Here is a 21732-nt window from a genome sequence, read left to right on the forward strand (position 1 = left end):
CGGTTTGTCGTACACCGACCGAGAGCTGCCGCCGATGCCGACGCCCGCCTGTCCCGCCGCGGTTCGCCCCGATGTCGAGACGCTGTGGCAGTACAACCAACTCAACCATGACATCCGACCGACCGACGTCGGCATCGGTCTCGGTAGCCATGATCCAGGCGTTGCCACCCACACCGCACAGCTCTTTCAGGCCGGCATGTTCCCACTCATCGTGTTCACCGGCGCGAACGCCCCGACAACAGTCGAACGATTCCCACTGGGCGAAGCCGTGCACTACAGGGAACATGCCATCGAGCGAGGAGTGCCCTCCGAAGCAATCCTTCTCGAACGAAAAGCCGAGAACACCAGCGAGAACATCGATTTCACACGCGCCGTGCTCGCGGATCACGGACTGGCCGACTCGATCCGAACCGCCACCCTCATATCGAGGCCGTACCAGCAGCGACGTAGCTACGCCATATTTCGCAAACACTGGCCGGAGGTCGAGGTCATCTGCTCGTCCCTCCCGCTCGAACTCGACGACTACATTGCCGCTATCGGCCACGTCGATCGAGTCATCGACATGCTGGTCGGCGACACCCAGCGCATCTGGCTGTACCCCGAGCGCGGTTGGGCTATCGAGCAAGATGTTCCAACTGCGGTCAAGGACGCCTACAACCGACTCGTCAACGCCGGGTACACATCTCGACTGCTCCCCACTTGACCTACTGGATCTGTCAGAAGCACCACGCGGTCGGCTGACGGGTCGAACCCGAGCAAGGGGTACCCGCCACGATCCGCTCGAGCGCGCTGGCTTCGTCATGTCCGCATCTGCACCGGTGGTCATCGACACCTTCAAAACCGTTGTCCTGCAATCGTGAAGGTGCCGCGATCTTCCCACGCCGCGTAGGCGCAATCGCGGCACTCGTCGAGGTGGCGGAAATAGTGATCAGGTGGGTGGCAGATGTGGTGGTCGGCCCCATCGCCCGAGGCCGGATCGCATCCGCTGAGAGTCCGGTAGATAATCGAACGTATGTGCGAATCGAGCCGGCTCTATCTGCGCAATGGGCGCTGGACTGAACCGACTCCCCGCTACTGTCCGAACGGTCACCGGCTCGGCCCCGGTCAGGTACTCATCGGTGCGGTGCCCTGTATTCGGATCGGTGGTCACCATCGAACGCACACGTGCCGGGCCTGCCTCACGACGACCTACACCCCGCCACTGCACGCCGACTGTGATCACTACTCGTAGCGATAACCACTCCCGAAGGTGCCACGCAGCGGTCACAACCCGCGCATACGACCCTCCAACAGACCATGGAGCTTGTCGGCTACCTCGTGACCCATCGGTGTCAGCGCGTAGGAAACCCGTGGCGGCACAGTGTGTTCGACTGTGCGCTCGGTCAGGCCGTATTCGGTGTCTGCTCGCTGTCCGGGACTCCTACCGTCATGTCATGAGCTTACTTGTGGGTATGTCCTTTCCAGAAGTAAGTGCCCTTCGTACGGTTTGCCCATGGCGGATATCGCGGCGGTCGCCGTGCGTGCCCTGACCGCCGATGGGCACGCCGGGGCGAAGTACGTCTTGACCGGCCCGGCCCCGCTGAGCCGGATCGACCAGGTCGAAGCCATCGGCGCCGCACTCGGACGCATGCTGGTCTGGGAGGAGATCAGCCCCGAAGCGGCGGTGGCGCACACGGGTTGGCTCCCACCCGGCATCGCCCGCGTAGTGCTGAACGGGCTCGCCGGGTACGTCGACACACCGGGCACCGCGACCACAACGGTGCACGATGTCACCGGATCGCAGGCCCGCGACTACCGCCGGTGGGCAGCCGACCACGTCACAGATTTCCGCTGACTACTCTTCGTCCCACGCCTGGATCGAGGTCTGGTCGACTATGCGGCCGTCGCGCAGGTCGGCCATCGAATGCGACAGCACGCGGGTGCCGTCCGGGTAGCGGCACGACTCCACGAAGGCGATGTGATCGCCGTCGATCAGGACGCTGTCGAGGGAGTGGGTCATCTCCCTGGCGCACACGTCGTCGAACATCGCGCTGATCGCCGAGCGGCCGTGCATCACCCGGGGATGGCTGGGTTGGTCGCGGTGGTCGACCATGCGGATCTCGGCATCGTCGCTGTAGAGCGTCAGCAGTGTTGCGGCATCGCGGCTTTCGATTCCGCGGCGCAGTGCATCGGCATCGAATCCTGAGCTGGACGCGGTGCTCATCTGGGTCTCCCTCGCTCATCGAAACGAGCCGGACCAGGGCGATTCGGCCCGTATGAGAACCCTACGCTCGCCCGCGACCGGGCGAAACCCGCTCGGACCTCCAGCCGCCCACCGAATGGTGGGCGGCTGGTTCGACTGATCGAACGGTGCGCTGTGGGGGCTAGGGCGCCTCGCGGCGCCGGTCGTCGACCCCCTCGGTCTCGACGCGTTCCTTGCGGACCGACTCGGAGACGGTCCGCTCTTCGGCGACCTCGTCGACCGCGAGCCGCACCCGCTCCACCGGGACGGCGTCCTTCTCGACGTGTACCTGATCGGCGTGCAGCGTGACCTCGCGCTCGTCCTCACCGATCGTGGTGCGACCGGTACGGTCACCGTTGATCGGCTCCCGTTCGATGTGCACTTCTTCGTGCGTGACCGGCACCTTGACGGTCTGTTCCTCGGTGACCACGTACTTGCGCAACCGTGCGGTGCCGACTTCCTCGTTCTCGGTATCGACGCGCAGCTGCTCCTCCGAGCGCACCATCGAGTCGTCGGTGTGCCTGGCCTGCGCGGGGTTGCCGTGGGTCATCGGCATCTCGTCACCGGGGCGGATCTGCGGGCGACCGTAGGTATTCCACCCCGCGGCCCGTGGATCCACGTGATAGTGCTCGAACAGCTCTTGCTCGGACTCAGCGCTGATCCGGCCGCCGTCGTCGAGGTGCGGCGCGGACTTCACCTGCTCCTTGGCGACGCGCAGTTTCAGGGTGTCGTCGTCGGCCTGATGCTCGGCGCCTGCCAGCGGTACCAGCGAGTCGTGGCTGAACAGTCCGGTCGAGACAGCGGCCCACGTCGGCGAGCCGGAGTTGTTGTCGATGTAGATCTGCTTGACCTTGCCGATCTTGGCGCCGTGATCGTCATAGGCGGTGGCGCCGATCAGCGATTCCAGGGTTGCCTTGGTCATGATGATTCCCTCCTACCTGACGCGGAGGCCGAACGCGGACATGTGAGGTCCGTTCGTCGGTCCCGCTGGGTTGTTGGGCGATCAGTCGGTCCGCAGCGCCCGGCACGACCGGGCTTGGCTACATGAGAGCAAATACCCGGCCGCGCACGGGCCAAACAACCCGCCGTAGATCAATCTCGGCGGACGAAATTCGGTCGAATGTCCAGGTCAGGTGCGTCGTAGTATCGATGGAAGGTGGGCGTGAGTCCGGAGGAGATGGGCGGATTGACCCAACTCCAGTCGGTCGGGCACGCGCGCCCCGCGGCTTCCTCGCGCTGCACGTGATCGCAGAACTGCTTGGCCACGGTGTGGTGGTCGACCATGTGTACACCGGAGGCTCGAAAACTGTGGAGCACAGCATGATTTAGCTCGATCAGGGCTTTGTCCCGCCACAGCGTCCGCACCGATGAGGTGTCGAGACCCATCATGTCGGCGATCAGCGGCAGCATGTTGTAGCGATCGGCGTCGCTGAGGTTGCGTGCGCCGATCTCGGTGCCGACATACCAGCCGTTGAAGGGGGCGAAGGGGTAGCAAACCCCGCCCACATCCAGATCCATGTTCGAAACAGCGGGCAGCGCATGCCATTTCAGGCCGAGCGCGGCGAACCACGGGTAGTCGGGATGGATCAGGTCGACCTCGCGGACCAGCTCGCGTGGAACGTCGAAATACTGCACGTCCTCGGTGGGGGTACTGATCAGCACCGGCAGCACGTCGAACGGCGTGCGTTCGCCGCGCCAGCCCAGCTCCAGCGCCTGCTCGGTGGCCGCGATATTGGCCGGATCGCCGGTGACGGTGCCGTCACCGTTCGGGTATCCGGCGTAGCGGATCAGCTGCGAACTCTCGATCCGGTATTCACCACGGCCGGGCACTGCCGCCGGGCCGACCGTGATCATCGACTGAATCGCGCCGCCATTGGTCGCCAGTCGCAAATGCTGCCAGCACACTTCGGAAAGTTCCCGCGCAGAAGTAACCAGACGGGCATCGAGCAGTTTCAGCGATCGCCAATGTTTGCGTCCCACGCAGCGAGCGTGGTTGCGCCACGCCAATTTCGCGCCGATCAGAATCTCTTCGGCGGTCTGTGTGTAGGTGCCGGTATCACGCAATTCGGCGAGCGCGCCGAGGCGACGCTGGGTGGGCAGATGCCCGAGTTCGGGGTAGCGGAAGAACTCGTCGCAGTCGCGTAAACGGCGATCCAGCTCGATCGGCGGCGGCGCGGTAACCGCGACCTCCGCTGCCAATATGGCTGTAGGGGTTTGGTTTTCGCAGACTGCGGGGCGAGAGCTCTGGTTCACGGTACATCTCCGGTCGGGCAGCAGGGTGCGGGGCCGTGCGGGCGTACCCTCCGTCGCGGGAAGATTGCCCGCCGAGAACACATTCACTCGACCGGTGGCGCGCGTCGACCAGGTAATCGGTCGGTCGTCGCCGCATACATATTCATCCTGTTCGAACACCGAAATCAGTTTCGAGCCAGCCTACGACCGGTGTGCTGGCAGTGTGCTCCAATTCGCGGTAATCCCACCGCAAACCAGCGTCAAGGGATGCTGACCCTGTCCCGAACTAACGGAATCGGGCCGCCGTTTCGGGTGCGGTGGCGAATTCGAGGAACTGCTCGTTCTCGTGCGGATCGCCGACCGTCACCCGCACGCCGTCCCCGGTGAACGGCCGAACCAGCACTCCCGCACGGGCACTCGCCTCGGCGAACTCGATACTGCGCTCGCCCAGGGGCAACCACACGAAATTGGCCTCGCTCGGCGGCACTTCGTAGCCCGCGGCCAGCAACGCATCACGGAGCCGATGCCGTTGTGCCACCAGCACATCCGTGCGATCGAGCAACTCTCCCCGCGCCTGCAACGAGGCGATCGCGGCGACCTGCGCGATCCGGTTCACGCTGAACGGGATATGCACCTTCAGCAGCGCGGCGATGACCTCGGGATCGCCCACCGCGTAGCCGACGCGCAGCCCGGCCAGACCGTAGGCCTTCGAGAAAGTGCGCAGTACAACGACATTCGGCCTGGTGCGGCCGATCTCGACGCCGTCGGGGCGAGTCTGCGGGGTCAGTCGCAGGTACTCGTAGTAGGCCTCGTCGAGCACGACGAGAACGTGCGGGGGTACTCGATCGAGGAACCGTTCCAGTTCGGCACGCCCATGGGCCGTGCCGGTGGGGTTGTTCGGGTTGCAGACGAAGATCAGCTTGGTGCGCTCGGTGACCGCGTCGGCCATCGCGTCCAGATCGTGCAGATAGCCAGGGGCGAGTGGCACCTGCACCGCGGTCGCGTTGCCCACCTGCGTGACGATCGGATACGCCTCGAACGAGCGCCACGCGAACACCACCTCGTCGGTGGGTGCGTCGCAGGTGATCTGCACGAGTTCCTGGCACAGTGCCACGCTGCCGCAGCCGACCGCGACATGGGCGACGGTGACATCGAGGAACTCGGCCAGCGCCGCCCGCAGCTCACTGACCTGATTGTCCGGGTAGCGGTTGGCCTGCTCGGCGGACTCCGCGATCGCCTTCGTAGCGCTCGGCAACGGACCGAACGTGGTCTCGTTGGACGCGAGCTTCACCGCATCGGGGTGGTTACGGCCGGGAACGTAGGCCGGGATGGTGGCGAGGTCGGGACGGATGTGCGCGGTCACGCCTCCACCCTACGACGATCGGCCGCCACGACATGCGGCGCGGCCCTCTAGGCCTACCCAAGTCCAGTTCTGCCGCCTACGCTGGGTTTATGCCGGGCACTTACGACGATGTCGCCCCCCTGCGGCCGGTTGATGTCGACACGGACACCGTCGCGAGACGCACTGCCGTGCCGATCACGGTGGTCGAGCCCGAACGGGTGGCCCGCGGCGGCATCGTTGTCCTGCACGAATCCCGTGAATTCTCGTCCCAGCTGCTCGACCTGATGCGTGCGTTGTCCACCGAGGGCTGGATCGTCGTCGCGCCACATCTGTTCGACCGCATTGCCGACCCGCTGGTGCAGGAAGTCTTCGGCGAGGAGCTCTTCGACGACTTCGACGCCGGCTTCGACTGGCTCACCGGTCGCGGCGTCTTCCCCGACACCATCGGCGTCCTCGGCTTCGACAGCGCGGGCACCGCCGCCTTCCTCGTCGCGGCCACCCGCCCGATCGGCGCCGCGGTGAGCGTGTCCGCCCCCGGTATCACCGAACCGCTCCCCGATCAGAACGCCGCCCTGGTCGATGTCGCCGCCGACCTCCAAGCTCCCTGGCTCGGCCTCTTCGGCGCCGACGACCCGGCTACCCCGCCCGAGGCGGTCGACCGCCTGCGCGAGGCCACGGCGAAGGCGGATGTGGCCAGTCTCACTATCAGTTATCCAGGCCTGAGTCACCGCGCCGATCGCCCCGATCCCGAGGACGAGGCGGCCGCCGCCATCCGCATCGATTCCCAGACCCGTATCTACGACTGGTTCGACAGCAATTTACGCTGATTGACCAGGCGTTTTGGACTACTACGACTGCTCGTGTAATCTTCATTCCCGGCGGTTCGACAAGGACCGGTGCCCTCGAAAGAGAAGGCTCCAGGAGGCGTGCCAGAGCGGCCGAATGGGACTCACTGCTAATGAGTTGTCCCTTCACGGGGACCGGAGGTTCAAATCCTCTCGCCTCCGCCACACCCAGTTCGCTGGGTAACAACTGAAGATGCACGACCATGCGCCCGTAGCTCAACGGATAGAGCACTTGACTACGGATCAAGAGGTTAGGGGTTCGAATCCCTTCGGGCGCACAAAAAAACCGCCCTTCACCAGGTATTTCCGGTGAGGGGCGGTTTTTAGTTTCGGGGAAATCTCGCCAGATCCACTACTTTCCCACTACAAACGATCCGCTACTTTCCCTGCGTGAACTTGTCGAGGGCCTTCCTAGCGTCCGGTCCGATAGTCCGCCGTTCGAGGTAGTGCCGCTCGGTCGTATCCAGTTTGGCATGGGACAGCTGGGCCTGTGCTTGAGCCGGGCCGAGGTCGTCACGGACCACCGTCGCGACAGTCGGGCGGAAGCTGCGCGGGGTGACCCACTTCAGATCCTCGGGCAGCGCGGCCCGCAGCGACCGACGCATGTTCGCCAAGCTCATCCACTCGCCGTTGCGGTTGGCGAACACCGGACCATCGGGATCGGGGTCCTTCGGGCGCAGGGAGTTCAGGGCTTGCACCGCGAGCTTGGGCAGGATCACCGTGTGGTCGGGTGCATCGCCTTTCCGGGTGTCCTGGCGGTGGAGCGGCTGCCCCTTGACCTTGCCGTGGTCGATCATGGTCCCGGTAGTCGTCACCGTCGGCGGGTCGGCCGTCAGGTTGACCTCACACCACCGCAGCGACAGCACCTCATTCGGTCGCCAGCCGGTCGAGACCAACACGTCAACGAACTCGGGCAGATTCCGGCCGGGCCGAGGTCCGAAACCCTTCTCACGGTCACGGTAGGCATTGACCGCTTTCCTCACCGTGGCGAACTCGTCAGGAGTGAGGGCACGGGCACCGGATTGCTTGCCCCCGGTGCGGGTGGTCTCCCGGATCGGGTTCACCGGCAGCACGTCGTACCGCACGGCCAGAGCGAACATGCCGACCAGCACCACCCGGAATGTCTTGGCGTTCGACTCCGATCGAGCAGCGAGCTTGCTGAGGTGCCTTTCGGCCCGACTGGTAGGCAGTTCCCGAACGCGCAGAGCGCCAATTTGCTTGCGCCCATGCCGGTCCCATGACTGTTGGTACAGCTCCCGTGATTGCCGCTTGAGCTTGGTCTTGGTCGCCAACCAGATCGGGAACAACTCGGCCAGCGTCGTGCGATCGGTGATAACGGCATCGGCTACGGGTGCTGTTCGTTTTTTCAAGTGCCCCTGCAGGTTTCGCCGAGCAGCTTCTTCGCTGGCACCGCTGCGTTCGACCTGGCGTCGCTCACCATCCTCATCGCGCACGTAGGTGCGGGCGGTGAACTGGCCGGGACCGGTCTGCTTGACGGTGATCTTGCCCCACTCGCCGGGGGACATTCTCTGACGCGGCATCAGGCGGCCTGATCGACTACGGGCACCTGATCGAGTTCGGCGATGTAGTCGGCGACGGCCTGTTCGGACACGAGCCGACGACGACCGATCTTGACCGAGCGCAGCGCACCGGAGCCGATCAGCTCGTAGTACTTGCTGTGCCCGATCGGGATCAGCTTGCGTACCTCGGCCTCATTGAGCAGTTTGGACATGACGGGTTCCTCCCTATGCAGCGGATTGCTGAACGAACGAAATGTCTTGTGGCACAACCGTTTCACGTGAAACACCTGGTGGTCCTTCATCTCTAGCGAGACGGGCCATCGTGTATTCCGCGCGTTGATTGATCCGGTTCGCGACGAGCGCCATGATCAGATGCGACCGCGGGGGCGCGTCCTTGTCGCCAGGGCGGACCGGAGTGATCCGCAGGTGCGAGGTATCCGGCGGAATGATCCCGATCTCGGCGAGCTCCTGGCGGACGAAGTCGAGCCGTTCGGCTTTGTGGTCAGGCAGGGTTTTGCCGGTCCAGTCGTTGGACGTGACGCACCGACGGCCAGGGACGGCGAGCAGGTCGCGGCGATGGTTCTTGCCCCGGCAGCGGCCCGGCTGGGTCTTCTCGGTGGCGCCCTTGGGGACGATGCCGTAGCGCAACCACACCGCGCACGTCTTCGAGCACGGCGTCTTTTGCAGCTCGGCGTGCAGGCGGTCGTAGTGGCGTTCGGTTCGGGCGCTGTCGGTTTCGAGGGTTTCGCTGATCGACTTGGTCAGGTACTTGGTGATGTAGCCGACCTTGCGGTCCATCTCCGGTGTGCCCGCGAGGATCTGCACGGCCTTGGACTGGCCACCGAACTTGAGCGTGTGGGCCGGGTCGAGTTCGTCAACGGTGTCCATCACGGCCAGCGCGTCATCCCAGTAAGTCAGAGGGCGGCCGGTTTTGGGGTCGACGAAAGTGCCGGCGGAATGGTCCCAGACGGGCATGTTGTCGCCGGTGTAGACCTCGCGGTCGAAGTGGGGCCACCAGATGTTGCGGAAGGTGGCCGCGGTGACCTGGTAGAGCAGCTTGGTCGGGATGGAACCACGAATGGCCAAGTGCAGGTGCGGGGTTGCTCGCTTCTGGGCTTCCACGCTGCCGAAGTACTGCACGTTCCAGCCGACCGCGCGCCGAAGGTTCTGCATCCAGCGGTCGAACAGTGCCTTGGTGTGCATGATGTCGCGAGCAGCGCGGGCGTAGTCGTAGCTGTCGGGATCGACCGGGGAGCCCTCCGAGACCATTTTCCCGGTCTCGGGGTCTCGGACCTGGTTGATCCGCCCGTACGAGCCGAGGGTCAGCGTGAAGAACGTCGAGGGACGGTATTTGCCGTTTGCGTAGGCGGTGCCCACGGTGACCTTGGCAACCTTGTTACGCGGCAGGTCCGGGAGATCGTCACGGCGACGGGTGGACTTGGCTTTGCGGCGCGGTTTTTCATCGAGGGCGGGCAGTCGGCCACGGACGCCGAGTTCGCGGAGCTCGGTATCGAGGTCGGCCACCAGAGCCCGAATCGATTCGGCGAGTTCGTGTTCACCAGTGCGGCGGGCATCGTGGTAGGCGGCGAACTGTTCAGCGCGAGCGGCCAGCACCTGTGTCTGTGCTTCGGTGACGACGGGTTCGGTGTGCACGGGTTCGTGTTCAGCGCACCAGCCCTCGCGCAGCTGGGTCTGTCGCAGGTACTTGTTGGCTTTGGCGCAGGCTGGGCAGGTCGAAGCGACGGTGGACTTGCACGGGGCACCGACGTAGGTGGTCCGGGCGGCGATCGGATCGAAGGCCCGCATTGGGACAACGCGAGCGCACACGCCTTCTTTCTCGGCGGCGGCTTCGGCGATGTCCATGACGTCAGGCATTGCTCGCCGGTCAGCGGCGGTTTCCCGGTTCGGCTTCACTGCTGCGGCAGGGGCGGTAGCGCGGTCAGGACGGCCGAGAGAGGCCGTGCCGGTTGTGTTGTCAGACATGGTGCGGCCTCCCTCGATCGTGGTGGTGTGTGCGGGTCATGCGGCTTTGCGGATGTCGGTGACGTTGTTGAATCCGGCGATCGACTCGTACGGCACCAGGACCGGTGCGGCGAGGGAATCGGAACGGCGGAAAGTGATCACGACCAGGCCAGGACCGGCGAAGCCGACTTTGGCCTGTTGAGCACCGAACCCGTGCGCGAAGTGATCAGCGCGGTTGGTCCAGGAATCCGGGCAGTGACCGGGCAACATCCGGGCACGGATCGTGTCGAGGGATTCGCCGATCTCGACCGAGATCAGCCGCGGGATGAACACCCGATCACCGTCACGAGTAGCCAGGCCACAGGCGGTAGTCATGGTTGTCCAGCGACGTCGGTAGCGAAACCAGGTCAGGAACCGGGACCGGATGCGACCGGTGAGCCAGCGCTCGAAGGTCTGCGGGCTCGATACTCGCCACAGCACCATCCCCGCGACAGCCACCCCAGCGACCCCGACCCCGAGCGGCCACCCGTAGAACCATCCGGCGGCGACGGAAAGGCCGGCGGGCACCGACACCATCGGGAACAGGATCGCCCACCACACGATCACGAATGCACCGAGGATCAGACGGCCAGCAATGGTGAGCAGGGCGTCGAGGGCTTCCCCTGCCGGGTCGTTGGCGGTGGTGGTTGTGGTGGTGGTCTTGCTCATCGTTTCTTCCTTCGGGTGACGGAGGTCAGGGGGAACAGTTCGAGCTGAGTTGGAACGGTCTGCCCTTTCCTCTTCGGCGTTTGATCAGCGGCAGCCTGAACGACCGGATTGACTTGTGGCACAGGCTTTTTCGGTGGCTTGCGGGTGGTCATGCTGCGTCATCCCAATCGGAGCCGTAGTCATTCCACGACGGGGCGAAACCGGTTTCGGCGAGCACCGTCACGGCCACCGCGAGGGGGTCAAGACCGCGGGCTTCGGACCGGCAGCGGGAGCGGGCCTGGAAGTCGATGACGTCGGCGAGACCGTTGTCGGTGCGAGTGTTGTTGCGGGACATGGTCATTTCTCCTTGGTGAGTTCGTATTGGGTGATGCAGCAGACCTCGCACGGCAGGTCGTAGTCCTGGTACGGGTAGATCGACTTCGGCCAGACGTGACCGTTGGCCTCGCATTTGGCGACGGTGCGGCAGGTGAAGCAGGTGATGCTGTCGCCGTCGTAGTCCCAGCCCGAGGAGCGATCGGCGGAGAGGAACACCGCGGCTTGGTTGGTGGTGTCGAAGCAGATCGATTCGCCATCGGCGTCGGTGAGGACATCGCCGCAGGTGTCGCAGTAGATGACGACGTGTGATTCGGTGACCATTCCGCGTTTCATGCCGCCCACCCCTGCTCGTTGTCGTTGTCTTCGCCGGGGATGTAGTCCGGGTCGAAGGTGGAAGGATCGAAGTCATCGCTGCTCGAGGTGGCGACCGGGGCCGGGGCGTAGGCGTCGACGATCGCGTCGGCCTGCCTGTCATCGATCCAGTAGGCGCGGACCCGAACGAACTCGGTCGTGCCGTCTTCGCCGACGTAGCCGACACCGGGAGTGGTGTCAGGGATTTCGTGGCACAGTGCACCGCGGTCCTTGGAGCCTTGGCCGTGGACCATGTTGGTTTGGGTCGGCTCATCCAGGCGCAGCCCGATCCGGACGGGGAACAACTGGCGGAACGGCATGGTCTCTTTGGACGGGTCCTGCAACGCGGCGATCACCGAGAGCCCGACCGCGCGACCTTGGGAGAGCAGCAGACCAAGTAGCCGTTCGAACTCCTGCCGCTGGTCACGAGTCGCATACGCGGACAGGGCCGCAGCCTCATCGATGATGATCAGGATCAGCGGTGCATCGGGGGTGGGAACGTGTTTGCGGATACCGGCCGACCGCAGGGTCGAGGCCCGGTTTTCCATGACCTGGACGGCTTCGGTGAGCATTTCGAGGATGCCGTCAGCGGTCCACTGGAACCGGACCCACAGCTTTTCCCCGCGCCCGAATTCCATGCCGCCCTTGGGGTCTGCCATCCACACGTCGACGTATCCGGCTTTGATCGCCGGACCGATACCGCGGATGATCGACCACAACACCGAGCCCTTACCCGAACCCGTCGCACCTGCGAGCAGGATGTGGGCGTAGAGGACCCGCAGCAGCCACAGGCGGCCGTCTTCACGGATGCCGGTGTCGACGGCTTCCAGGTCCACCCCGGTCGCTTCCTGCACCGACACCACCGGCTCGGCGAGAGTGTCGAACGTTCGCAGCTCGATCCGCACGAACCCCGGACCCGCAGCGCGCACACGGACTTTCGTGACACCGAGGTACTGTGCGAACGCATCCGCGACATCATCGTTTGTCCAGTCGGAGAGCTTCTGCCCGCCGACGACCTGGACATCGAAGACCGCACCGGCCGGGATCAGGTCGACACCACCGACGATGGTCGGCCAGTTCCCCGTCGAGCCCAAACCCAGTGCACCCCACATCATTTCGAGATGCTTGCCACTGGTCAGGATCACGGCCGCGGGACGCAAATCCGCCGGCACTGTGCTGAAGGGATCGGCATCAGGGACACGGACGCGGGCGGGGTTGTCGAGGTGACGCCACCACAGCATCAGCCCAGCGGCGAGGACGGTCGAGAGCGAAACAATCGTTGTGCCCATTACTTCACCTCCGGCGCGGACAGGGGCAGCGAGACCGAACCTTCGTCGCAGAACATCGGGCACACCGGCGCGTCGGGGGAGGACATGGGGACCGAGACAGGCGCTTCGGTGCAGTACATCGAGCACCCCGGCACACCCGTGTTGACGGGGACGCCGCCGAGGTTGTCGTCACCGTCGTTGTTGCCGGAGGTGAGGACCATCGGGATCAGGACCGGGGTGAGTAACAGGCCCAGCAGCACGACCAGCGCGAGCCCGAAGGCGAAGCGGGGTGACATCACGCCCCCTCTCGCAACTGCGCGGCGAAGGTGCCCAGGGCCTCGATCAGGTTCTCGATGACCTCGGCGGCGACCAGCGGGGGCATCTTGTGGGTAGCGGGGCCGAGCTGGACGACGTTGCCGACCGAACTCGAGTAGTGCACGGTCATCACCAGACCGTCGAACGCGGCCGAGGTGGGGTTGTTCTCAGGCATCACGCCACCACCCGCAGGGTCGAGGTGTGAGCATCCAGCGCCTGGGTGACCTTGTCGACCAGGTCGGCAGCGTCGGCGAAGGTGAGCACCAGACGGGAATGGCCCAGCTTCACCTCCACGGAGTCGAACCGGTCAACAAAGATCGCCTCGATAGCGTCGACCTTGCGCATGTCGGTCGAGAAGGTCTCGCCCAGCGAGATCAGGACCGAGAAGGGAATCGCGTATTGCAGCATGTCAGTTGCCCCCTGTAGGGATCGGGACCGCGACAGGCAGCAACGGAGCAACCGGGCGCGGAGGAGTATGGAAGGTCTGCACCGGCGACAGGGCCGGGGCGTGAGTCGGAGCCGTAACCGTGGACGCCAGGTCCGGCGCGTCAGTGTCAGCGGTCGTTTCGGGTGCGGTCTCGACAACGACCGCGGGAGCCGAATCCTGTTGTGCCGCACGGCGGAGCAGGACCAGGCCGTGTGTGTCGATCAGCAGGGCCAGCGGGGGAATCGCCGCGAGGAGGGCACCGCCCCAGCCGTGGCCGGTCAGATAGGCATGGACCGAGTTGCTCGATACCGAGACCGCGGCCCCGCCGATCAAGATCCAGGAGAACCAGGTACGTTCAGCCGATTTCGGCGGCAGGGCGATCACGGCCATGGTGGCTTGGACGATGGTGCCGTCCACGATCACCGGGAACAACCACGCCAACCCGCGTGGGGTGCCGCCCATGATCGCGAGGTCTTGCAGCGCGGCGAACGACAACACGAACGCCGCGGCACCGATACCGATGAGGACGAGGACGGCGGACCAGCGAGCCCACCGCATACCCGAGGACTGCTGATCCGCCGTGTCCATGTCAGGCCGCCTCAGCCTGGGCCGCAGCCTGTTCCTTGGCCGCGTGCTCGGCGGCATCGTGGGACATCAGCATGTCCGGCAGCCGCATGGACAGCTCGCGTACATCCTCGATATCGAGGATCAAGGCCGCATCTCCGGCCAAGCCCACCCGGACGTAGGCCGCCATCTCGAACGGTTCATCGATACCGGTGTCAGCGATATGCGCGGGCACGTATCGCACCTCAGTGACGCTGGACCGGCTGCTCGTCATGCTCAGGTACGACATGGCGATCACGCAGCCTTGCGGGCGGCAGGCTCGTTGACATTCGCGCCGGAGTTGTCGCCCTTGATCCCGGTCGCACGGATGTTCCAGCCGATCGACTTGAACTCGCCATTACCGATCACCCGCGGCTTGAGCTGCAAGCCCTCCAGCTCCACCGGGCGGACACCGGGGGAGACCTCCGCCGAGGGCGGCACCGGCTGAACGTCGGCCAGGAAGATGATGTCGAAAGTCGAGTTCTTCGCACCCTGGGCCACACCGGCCGGGTCCATGATCGTGGCCTTCCACATCCGCAAGCCGGTGCCGTTGCCGTCGTTGTCGTAGTCCTGGCGCTGCCGCTTCGGGGCGTTGCGGTCCTGGCTGAACTCGGTCGCCGGTTCGACGGTGCCGAGCAGCAGCACGCCCATCGGGAACGCGGTACGGAATTCGGTGGAAAGCCACATGTCCTTGAGTGCCATTTGAATCAACTCCTGTGTGTTGGTTGAGGTTTCGAGTCGCGCTGCCCGTCTTCGTCTGCGCTGACCTCAGTGTATACGCAGTTGCGTATACACACAAGGATTGCGTATACGTAGGCGTGTCTGGGAGTTTGCGAACGGTTGGTAAATGGGCGTTGACCATTATGTATACGTAGTTGCGTATACTGAACTTGCAGACCGAACGCCCGACCGAAAGGAACCAGATCTATGTCCGAACCGGCATACGTGTCTATCGCTGGCGAATTCGCCCGTGAGATCCGAAGTGGGGCTCTACGGCCCGGCACACAGCTACCCAGCTACGCCGAGCTGGCATCGCGGCACAGCGTCTCGGACATCGTCATCAGGCAGGCGATCGACCTACTCAACAGACAGGGGCTCGTTCGGTCTGTTCCGCGACGGGGCACGTTCGTCGCAGACCGGCCCAACCTCATCCGTGTATCGCCCGAGCGGCAGCTCGAGGACCCGGAAGACACCTACGCCAGAGAGTCGGACCAGGCCATCGTGATCGACCGGCATAGGCAGGAGATCAACGCCAGCGACACTGTCGCCGCGGATCTCGGCCTCAAACCAGGAACCCGCGTGTCACACGAAGTTGTGCGAGCAAGCGAGGACGGCCGACCAATCTCGATTTCGGACAACTACCAGCCCGTCGGTGTCGAAGGGACCACCGCGGCAACGTTCCTCGAGGAGACCATCTCGGACTCTCTGCCGACCGCGCTGCACGCCGAATGGCTGGGAGTCGCCCCAGGCACACTGGTGAAGTCGGTACAGCAGCGATTCATCAGCCCGGGGGACCAGGTGCTCATGCTTTCCTACGTGTCGTACCCGCGCGACCGCTACGAGGCATTCGTGTTTCGGATGGCACTCAATCCCGAAGAGCCAGCTGCACACTGACTCTCGACACAACGAAGCCCGGCACTCCCGAATCGAGGGAGGCCGGGCTTTGTTGTTTCCGCTATGCCAACGTCCAGGCCTGGGCGACATCTCGGTTGCGTGGCCACACCACATGTTCGACGTCCTGTGACGCGAGCTGCCAGCGGTCCGACAGCATTCCGAAGAACAGGTCGTCACCGGTCTTGCCCCCGGCTTCCTCGCCGACGAACACCAACCGCTTTCCGCCGGCACTCTCGAACCCCGTCAGCGCGTCCGACGCCATCGAGGAGCCCCAACCAGGAGGCCAGCACAGAAACAGAACAGCCTCCGACTTGTCGGTCTCGGCGTACCGTGCCAGGTCTTCGACCGGATGCCACACGTCCTGTTGTCCGTTCCCGCCGGGGAAGGACGGATTCGGCACCGAGTCCGGCGGCTCGACGTCGTAGGCCTCCACCGTCACACCGGCCGCAGCCAGCTGCGCGGCCCAATATCCCCGACCTGCACCGAGGTCCAGGACCGGACTGTCACCGGCGAAGTCACGGACCCATCCGATGGTTTCAGGCGACGGGATCGCGTAGGCGTACGCCGCCTGGAGCACCGTCTCGGCGTATGCGACCCGACCACTGCCCGCCCCTGCACCAATCACCCGTCGCCCCGAATCATCACGGGAGACCGCGGGGCCGACTATCTCCCAGTACGGGTTATCCGCCACAGGTGCATCACCGGTCAGAAAGTGGACCATGCGGAGGTCGAACGATGCGTCCCGTTCGGGGTCCCCGGATCCAGACAGCCGCATCACCGTATCGAGGTAGTCCGCGACGTGCGGGTATGTCGCATCCAACTTGGCATCGTCGTTCAGGAGCGCGGCCAGTTCTGCACGCCGCTCCGCTGTCAGTGCTAGGCCAGTCATGGCTCAATTGTCCGTGCTCGCATCAACTTCGCGAGCGGATTGCACCTAGGCGGTCCGCGTCATGAACGGATAGCGCCACTCAGGACGGCCTTCGTTATCAACCTTGAGCACCCATTCGAACTGGCGACCAGGACCCAACTCAACAGGAGGCATCGGGAAGGCCATGGGTGCATCCAACGTCACCCCATCTGGGAGACCAGGAGGCCGTCCCACTTCAACCTCGGCCTCCATGCGAACCGGAAGTCTGAACTCGCTCGCATGCTCATCCCGACGGGGCTCGACGTCAGATCCGCCCAGCTCGCAAAGGGTCAGGGATAGATGAATCTTTGTATTGGCTTGGCGCCACGGTATGCCCAACAGGAGCGCTAACCAGCCACCGAGCCGACCCGGGCTCGCCACTGACCAGCCACCGCCAGAGACGAAGAGCTTCCCCTCGGACACGGTTGCGTAGTCGCACAGCAACATGGTGGCCTTCACTACGCGAGCGATGCCCAGCGACCGAGGACAGGCTCAACACTCAACGTACCCTCAACCCCAAAATCACTCACTACCTTCACTAGCACCTCGGCCGCGCTGGAAGTCTGGTCATCGTCAGTCAAAGTGATCCAGTCGACGGCGACGTAGGCAACGCAACGGTCGTTGTCCACGTCTTCGACTACCCCATCAGCGCGAACGCTATCCTCGGGCTCAAACACCACTACCTGCTCGCCGATTCTCGGCGTAGGTCCGTAGTACGGGGCGGGAGTCCTCCCAGCATCGTCTCGTTGGTTCAGGTCGATCTGGAGCCGACGCATGTGATCTCACCTCTTCGTCCATGCTGGATTTCGACATCTATTATCACTCCAGAGTAGCGCCATACGCTCAAAATCCGGTAGGCCGGTCAGATCGCCGACACCAACCAGGTAGTGCGGGGGCCTGTCAGGTACCAATGCCCAGCCGTCTCGCGCGACATCGTCAGCCCAGATGCGTGAGATCGTCCTGCCGCCCACTGGAGCTTTGCGACAGAGCTCCGTGATCGCCCTGTCGACCTCTGGCGTGTTGATCTCCACGTCAGTTTCCAACACGGAGCAACCAAAGACCGACACGCCATATCTGCCGATTCGCCCCTTGCGCAAGTCCTCGGCGTACGTGTCCTCGGCGTTCAACCGGCACTTCTCCGCTGAAAACGGGGAGAATCGGACAACGAGCAGCCTCCCCGACATCATTGGCTCAGCTTAGTCGGTTTCACTTGTTGCTGAATTTCGCTGTATAGAGTCAAGGCGCCTGCGGCGGCGCGTGCGCGCCGCCGCCGCGCAGACGCCGCGCAACGGTCTTGCTCGTACCTCACCGCCCGGCGCGGCGGCACGTCGGCGACGCGCACGCGCTATCGGCAGACGCCGCAGACTTCTCCCAGCTCAGACAGCGTGGACTCGAGAGCGTTGACGACCTCGCGGAACCAGCCGTCAGAATTGCTGAACGGTTCGCGAACCCGATTCGGTCGGCATATGCCCCGATCGACGGCCACCAGCACACCGACTCCGATACGGTGCTGCCGCACGAGCTTCGCTCGATTGCCTCATAAGACCCCAGCCTGCCGAACCCGCGTAGACGGTCACCAAGCCGTCACCAGTTCCCGCCAAATCCGCCGGCATACTTCCGATCACCCCGCCGCTCACCAGGTGCGAGTGAATTGCTGAACGGAATCCGTGGTGAGGTGGGGTGGCAAAACCCGTGGGTCGAGTTGGCTCCTCATGGCCCAATTGTCTGACCTCACTCGGCCGAGTCAAGGGAAAGAGCGCCCTTGACACGACCTCCCTCAGTTCAGGGATGGCCAGTATGAGGAAGCCGGAGGGGTGAAGTCGTTCAGGCGGCGGATAGACGATCTGCCGACGACTCAGGAGTGAGGGAGCCCGCGCCCCTAGCCGCGGATCGCGGAGGCCAACGATTGCTGAGAGAACTTCGACTCTTGTTGGGAGACAAGGCCACTGCCTGGTCGTCATACTGCTGCCCATGGACTCGATTGACTTGGGAACGTTGCCCACATGGGTGAGCGCCTTCCTTACCAGCGGATCACTCGCGCTGGGCTTCTTCATCCTGCTGAGGGACAGGAGGAAGGAGGAACTCGCAGAAGCACGCAAGATCATTTGCTGGTATAGCCGGTCTGACAACCAGGACGAGAACGTCACTCACGTCCTGAACACCAGCGAACGTGTCATCTCCAACGTTCGTGTATTGATCAGGCTGCGTACGGCTGATTGGGCTGGCCTCGAGGGGTTTCACATCGCACCTCTGATCCGCCCCGGAGAAGAGGTCGCAACCAACACTCCCCGGCGAGCCGGAGAGGCCAAATCGCCTCCTGAGTTCGTCGAGTTCAACGACTCCGACGGAATCGGTTGGGCAAAAGATCTCCATACCGGGTTAACCCACCGGGTCGATCGCCGGTACTCGGTCCATTCGCGGCGAGCGCTTCGTGGCCGGAAGAGGCAGCTGAGGCAGCACAGAAAGTAGAACTCCGCCTGGTCAACGAGCTGCGTACTGCCTGCCGAGCTGTGCCACAAACGTGCCATTGACAGGAATCTGCGGTGAGGTCGGTGGTATCGCGACCGGTGGCCGGGTGGCCCTCTTCTGGGTTGGCCTGCATTGTGATCCCGCGCCCTTCGCCCCTGCACGGCTAGAGGTCGTCTGAATACTCATCACCCCTGGTCGAACGAACAAGGTCGCCCTTGCGAACCGTCTGGTCGCGGGTCGCCTCGAACGTGAAACCATCCTCGTAGTCGAATGTTTCGGGTTCGTCCTCCTTCGCACCCATTAGCGCAGAGAAGGCGTTCGTTCCCTTGACCGTCCGGAAGGTTCGACCGACGGCCGCCGAGTCACCCTCCAATCGAACGATCTTCACGATCGTCTTGGGAAACCGAATCTCTACCGCCGTGCCAGTCTCGTCAAGTGGGACCTTCGTGGGCTCATCCAGAATCGCGAACCTCATTCCGATCTGGACGCCGTGCTTCGCCCCTCGATTGATCAGGACCTCGCGAGATCCGAAGACCGCAGCCACTTGGCCCTCAATAACACCTTCGCTCAAGGCCTTACCCTCCTGCTCGTTCGACAGCCTGCTTGTTCACCAGGCGCCAGTCATCGATGAATCCAAGCGCGTCGTCTTCGTACTTGCTCAGCTCGGCGCTCAAGATCCCCATCTGAGTCCGATACTGCGCAGTGGTCGGCTTCGGCGTCTCCTGCTCAAAGCTGGACTCAGCGGCGCGCTTTGACGCAGCCACGTGCCTAGCGAAAGAAACCATGCGGCGGGCGGATGCCTGGACATGCGACGGGTCGGCTCGCCCTGATCCGCTGAACAGCCAGCCAGCTGCGAACTGGCAGCCGACGGCAATCAGACTGATCATCAGATTCGTACTACGCGACGGCGGCTTCTCCGCTCCAGACAGGAATGCCAGTAGAAGGATGATCACCACCGCTCCGAGTGTGAGACCCACGCCAGCAACCGTTCTCCAGTATGCATGCCACCAATCACCCACTCGGCGAGTGTACGCAGGTACAGGTCACCGACCCGCCGTACCAGCCGGAGAACATGACTCACCCACTACTTTCCCACTACAAACCCCTGCCGATTCGGGCAAACAGCAGCAGACAGCCACGTAGCGACGATCGTAAAACGCCCCGGTAGCAGCAGTTTTGGAGGTATGTCAGCGGACAGCCCCAGAGCAACGGAACAACCAAGAGGTTAGGGGTTCGAATCCCTTCGGGCGCACCGAGATCGACCCCGTATCAGTTGATACGGGGTCGATTTTTTGCGTGATGGTCCGTGTGGTTGGTCGCTACCGGGACTCTGGTGGGGCGGAGGTGCTTTCGCCGAAGCGGGCTACTTCCAGGCCGGCAGCGGCGGTAGGGGGCCTGTGAGGTCGTTGCCCGAGGTGCGGCCGACGAGCCACCCCAGGAGAGCCCAGGCGGGGCCAAGGACGGTGTGGTGGGGGCGGCCGGGGCCTACGGTGGCGATGAAATCCGTGTCGGTGGACTGGATGTCGAAGGTGGGGGTGGCTTCGGGGAGGAGTTTGGCGGAGAGGTCGGTGATGGTTTCGGGGAGCAGGCGGGCGACGAAGGGGGCGGGCCAGTCGGCGGGGGTGTAGCCGATGTCGAGGTCCACGTGGTGGATTTCCGTCTCGCGCAGGCGCATCCAGGGGATCTGGTCGGCGGTGAGGGTGCCGCCCTGGCGATTGCGGACCTCGGCCTGCCAGTCGGCGGCGGGCATGGTGGTGGCGACAGCCTGCCAGCGGTGCGCGGTGGCGGTGAAGTCCGCGTGCTGCACGGTCAGCGGGCGGGGTGCGCCAGCCTCGATGTCGGCATCGCGGACGGCGACGTTCGGATACTGCGGCATCTCTATGCCGGTGCGAGCCCACAGCAGCAGGTTCAGCAGGCTGTCGGCATTGCGTGACAGGTGGGCGAGCACGTGACCGCGGGTCCACCCCGGTAACAGGGACGGTTCGGCCAGGGCCGCATCGGTGAGCGTGCCGATCGCGGTATCGATGCGCGCGGTGGAGGCGGCGAGCTGATCGAGCAGGTCGGTGGGAGTAGCCGTTTCGCTGGTCACAGATTCGAGAGTAGTGGTCAGGTCTCCGGCGCACAGGCGATAACGACGGCGTCGAAACTGCCCTGTGGATAACTCTGAGTCTGTGGATAACCAGGCGTTTTCCGCCGTCGGCGCCGGAGAGCCGGAGTCGGCCCGTGTGACGATTCAGTCAGCGATGATCGCGTCCGCCTCGATCTCGATCAGCAGTCCGGGCGCGATCAACGCGGTGACCTCGTACATGGAGGCCGCGGGGCGGATCGTGCCGAACACCTCGGCATGCGCGGCCGCGACATCGGGCCAGCGGGCGATATCGGTGACGAACATGCGCGTGCGCACCACATCGCGCACACTCGCCCCGGCCTGCTCGAGTGCTGCGGTGATGCGGGCCAAGACCTCACGGGTCTGCGCGCCGATGTCGTCGCCGCCGACCGCGCCACCACCGGCAACGGCCGCCGTGGTGCCACTGACGACGACCTGGTTGCCGACCCGTACCGCCCGCGAATACCCGACGACATCTTCGAAATCGGAGGCTGAGGAAATGTTCACCCGAGTTGTGGTCATGATT

General features: G+C 64.2%; 28 protein-coding genes and 2 tRNA genes. 7 read left to right on the forward strand and 23 right to left on the reverse strand.

Going from position 1 to position 21732, the window contains the following annotated elements; all coding sequences use genetic code 11:
* The first annotated feature begins 4 nt into the window (after window positions 1-4).
* Window positions 5-703: a YdcF family protein gene (locus tag NS1_RS28720; RefSeq protein WP_255284733.1), complete on the forward strand. Its 699-nt coding sequence runs from the start codon at window positions 5-7 to the stop codon at window positions 701-703.
* A gap of 560 nt (window positions 704-1263) precedes the next feature.
* On the opposite strand, the gene NS1_RS39450 is transcribed toward NS1_RS28720, so the two are convergent.
* The gene (locus tag NS1_RS39450) at window positions 1264-1386 is read right to left on the reverse strand and encodes a winged helix-turn-helix transcriptional regulator (protein WP_084504586.1); all 123 of its coding nucleotides are present in this window, start codon (window positions 1384-1386) and stop codon (window positions 1264-1266) included.
* Window positions 1387-1492: 106 nt separating this feature from the next.
* On the opposite strand from NS1_RS39450, the gene NS1_RS28730 reads away from it, so the two are divergent.
* Complete coding sequence (locus NS1_RS28730; protein WP_062989470.1) at window positions 1493-1834, forward strand: Rossmann-fold NAD(P)-binding domain-containing protein; 342 nt, start codon at window positions 1493-1495, stop codon at window positions 1832-1834.
* Here the strand turns inward: NS1_RS28730 and NS1_RS28735 are convergent, their stop codons facing one another.
* The 4 genes from NS1_RS28735 to hisC form a co-directional block, all read right to left on the reverse strand.
* Window positions 1835-2203, reverse strand: coding sequence for a nuclear transport factor 2 family protein (locus NS1_RS28735; protein WP_062989471.1), 369 nt, complete (start codon window positions 2201-2203; stop codon window positions 1835-1837). It abuts the gene before it with no gap.
* Between the two features lie 160 nt (window positions 2204-2363).
* Window positions 2364-3143 (reverse strand): DUF2382 domain-containing protein, encoded by a 780-nt coding sequence (locus NS1_RS28740; RefSeq protein ID WP_062989472.1) that lies wholly within the window; start codon window positions 3141-3143, stop codon window positions 2364-2366.
* 170 nt (window positions 3144-3313) lie between these two features.
* Window positions 3314-4420: a nitric oxide synthase oxygenase gene (locus tag NS1_RS28745; protein WP_255284734.1), complete on the reverse strand. Its 1107-nt coding sequence runs from the start codon at window positions 4418-4420 to the stop codon at window positions 3314-3316.
* 319 nt (window positions 4421-4739) lie between these two features.
* Window positions 4740-5816, reverse strand: coding sequence for a histidinol-phosphate transaminase (hisC, locus tag NS1_RS28750; RefSeq protein ID WP_062989473.1), 1077 nt, complete (start codon window positions 5814-5816; stop codon window positions 4740-4742).
* Between the two features lie 89 nt (window positions 5817-5905).
* Here hisC and NS1_RS28755 point away from each other — a divergent pair, with 89 nt between their 5' ends.
* The 3 genes from NS1_RS28755 to NS1_RS28765 all read left to right on the forward strand — a co-directional run bounded on the left by NS1_RS28755 (window position 5906) and on the right by NS1_RS28765 (window position 6918).
* Window positions 5906-6622: a dienelactone hydrolase family protein gene (locus tag NS1_RS28755; RefSeq protein WP_062989474.1), complete on the forward strand. Its 717-nt coding sequence runs from the start codon at window positions 5906-5908 to the stop codon at window positions 6620-6622.
* 93 nt (window positions 6623-6715) lie between these two features.
* Window positions 6716-6805, forward strand: a tRNA-Ser gene (locus NS1_RS28760).
* A 40-nt stretch (window positions 6806-6845) separates the two neighbouring features.
* Window positions 6846-6918, forward strand: a tRNA-Arg gene (locus NS1_RS28765).
* Window positions 6919-7017: 99 nt separating this feature from the next.
* Here the strand turns inward: NS1_RS28765 and NS1_RS28770 are convergent.
* The 13 genes from NS1_RS28770 to NS1_RS28830 all read right to left on the reverse strand — a co-directional run bounded on the left by NS1_RS28770 (window position 7018) and on the right by NS1_RS28830 (window position 14811).
* A complete protein-coding gene (locus NS1_RS28770; RefSeq protein WP_062989475.1) occupies window positions 7018-8181 on the reverse strand; it encodes a tyrosine-type recombinase/integrase in 1164 nt (387 codons plus the stop codon).
* Window positions 8181-8372, reverse strand: coding sequence for a helix-turn-helix domain-containing protein (locus tag NS1_RS28775; RefSeq protein WP_062989476.1), 192 nt, complete (start codon window positions 8370-8372; stop codon window positions 8181-8183). The genes NS1_RS28770 and NS1_RS28775 overlap by 1 nt, the downstream gene beginning before the upstream one ends.
* 13 nt (window positions 8373-8385) lie before the next feature.
* Complete coding sequence (locus tag NS1_RS28780) at window positions 8386-10143, reverse strand: replication initiator (RefSeq protein WP_174562692.1); 1758 nt, start codon at window positions 10141-10143, stop codon at window positions 8386-8388.
* Between the two features lie 36 nt (window positions 10144-10179).
* Complete coding sequence (locus NS1_RS28785; protein ID WP_062989478.1) at window positions 10180-10830, reverse strand: hypothetical protein; 651 nt, start codon at window positions 10828-10830, stop codon at window positions 10180-10182.
* 148 nt (window positions 10831-10978) lie between these two features.
* Window positions 10979-11164, reverse strand: a complete 186-nt coding sequence (locus NS1_RS28790; RefSeq protein WP_062989479.1) for a hypothetical protein — start codon at window positions 11162-11164, stop codon at window positions 10979-10981.
* A gap of 2 nt (window positions 11165-11166) precedes the next feature.
* On the reverse strand, window positions 11167-11478 hold the full coding sequence (locus NS1_RS28795) for a hypothetical protein (protein ID WP_157125435.1): 312 nt from the start codon (window positions 11476-11478) through the stop codon (window positions 11167-11169).
* On the reverse strand, window positions 11475-12785 hold the full coding sequence (locus NS1_RS28800) for an FtsK/SpoIIIE domain-containing protein (protein WP_062989481.1): 1311 nt from the start codon (window positions 12783-12785) through the stop codon (window positions 11475-11477). The genes NS1_RS28795 and NS1_RS28800 overlap by 4 nt, the downstream gene beginning before the upstream one ends.
* Window positions 12785-13060, reverse strand: coding sequence for a hypothetical protein (locus NS1_RS28805; protein WP_062989482.1), 276 nt, complete (start codon window positions 13058-13060; stop codon window positions 12785-12787). Before NS1_RS28805 ends, NS1_RS28800 begins: the two co-directional genes overlap by 1 nt.
* Complete coding sequence (locus NS1_RS28810; RefSeq protein WP_062989483.1) at window positions 13060-13254, reverse strand: hypothetical protein; 195 nt, start codon at window positions 13252-13254, stop codon at window positions 13060-13062. The genes NS1_RS28805 and NS1_RS28810 overlap by 1 nt, the downstream gene beginning before the upstream one ends.
* Window positions 13254-13487, reverse strand: a complete 234-nt coding sequence (locus NS1_RS28815; protein ID WP_062989484.1) for a hypothetical protein — start codon at window positions 13485-13487, stop codon at window positions 13254-13256. Before NS1_RS28815 ends, NS1_RS28810 begins: the two co-directional genes overlap by 1 nt.
* A gap of 1 nt (window position 13488) precedes the next feature.
* Window positions 13489-14094, reverse strand: a complete 606-nt coding sequence (locus tag NS1_RS28820; protein ID WP_062989485.1) for a DUF2637 domain-containing protein — start codon at window positions 14092-14094, stop codon at window positions 13489-13491.
* A gap of 1 nt (window position 14095) precedes the next feature.
* The gene (locus NS1_RS28825) at window positions 14096-14368 is read right to left on the reverse strand and encodes a hypothetical protein (protein ID WP_062989486.1); all 273 of its coding nucleotides are present in this window, start codon (window positions 14366-14368) and stop codon (window positions 14096-14098) included.
* On the reverse strand, window positions 14365-14811 hold the full coding sequence (locus NS1_RS28830) for a hypothetical protein (protein WP_062989487.1): 447 nt from the start codon (window positions 14809-14811) through the stop codon (window positions 14365-14367). Before NS1_RS28830 ends, NS1_RS28825 begins: the two co-directional genes overlap by 4 nt.
* Before the next feature lie 225 nt (window positions 14812-15036).
* Here NS1_RS28830 and NS1_RS28835 point away from each other — a divergent pair, with 225 nt between their 5' ends.
* The gene (locus NS1_RS28835; RefSeq protein ID WP_062989488.1) at window positions 15037-15723 is read left to right on the forward strand and encodes a GntR family transcriptional regulator; all 687 of its coding nucleotides are present in this window, start codon (window positions 15037-15039) and stop codon (window positions 15721-15723) included.
* A 61-nt stretch (window positions 15724-15784) separates the two neighbouring features.
* On the opposite strand, the gene NS1_RS28840 is transcribed toward NS1_RS28835, so the two are convergent.
* Complete coding sequence (locus tag NS1_RS28840; protein WP_062989489.1) at window positions 15785-16612, reverse strand: hypothetical protein; 828 nt, start codon at window positions 16610-16612, stop codon at window positions 15785-15787.
* Window positions 16613-18601: 1989 nt separating this feature from the next.
* Between NS1_RS28840 and NS1_RS28860 the strand changes: the two genes are divergently transcribed.
* The gene (locus tag NS1_RS28860; protein ID WP_062989493.1) at window positions 18602-19099 is read left to right on the forward strand and encodes a hypothetical protein; all 498 of its coding nucleotides are present in this window, start codon (window positions 18602-18604) and stop codon (window positions 19097-19099) included.
* A gap of 163 nt (window positions 19100-19262) precedes the next feature.
* Here NS1_RS28860 and NS1_RS28865 read toward each other — a convergent pair whose 3' ends face one another.
* From NS1_RS28865 to NS1_RS28880, 4 genes are all read right to left on the reverse strand, one after another.
* Entirely contained in the window at window positions 19263-19670 is a 408-nt protein-coding gene (locus NS1_RS28865) for a hypothetical protein (RefSeq protein WP_062989494.1), read from the reverse strand.
* Between the two features lie 4 nt (window positions 19671-19674).
* Window positions 19675-20055 (reverse strand): hypothetical protein, encoded by a 381-nt coding sequence (locus NS1_RS28870; RefSeq protein ID WP_062989495.1) that lies wholly within the window; start codon window positions 20053-20055, stop codon window positions 19675-19677.
* A 407-nt stretch (window positions 20056-20462) separates the two neighbouring features.
* Entirely contained in the window at window positions 20463-21188 is a 726-nt protein-coding gene (locus NS1_RS28875; protein ID WP_056822111.1) for a maleylpyruvate isomerase family mycothiol-dependent enzyme, read from the reverse strand.
* Window positions 21189-21332: 144 nt separating this feature from the next.
* The gene (locus tag NS1_RS28880) at window positions 21333-21728 is read right to left on the reverse strand and encodes a Rid family hydrolase (RefSeq protein ID WP_062989496.1); all 396 of its coding nucleotides are present in this window, start codon (window positions 21726-21728) and stop codon (window positions 21333-21335) included.
* Between the last annotated feature and the right edge of the window lie 4 nt (window positions 21729-21732).

Source organism: Nocardia salmonicida NBRC 13393, assembly GCF_001613085.1.
Classification (GTDB): domain Bacteria; phylum Actinomycetota; class Actinomycetes; order Mycobacteriales; family Mycobacteriaceae; genus Nocardia; species Nocardia salmonicida.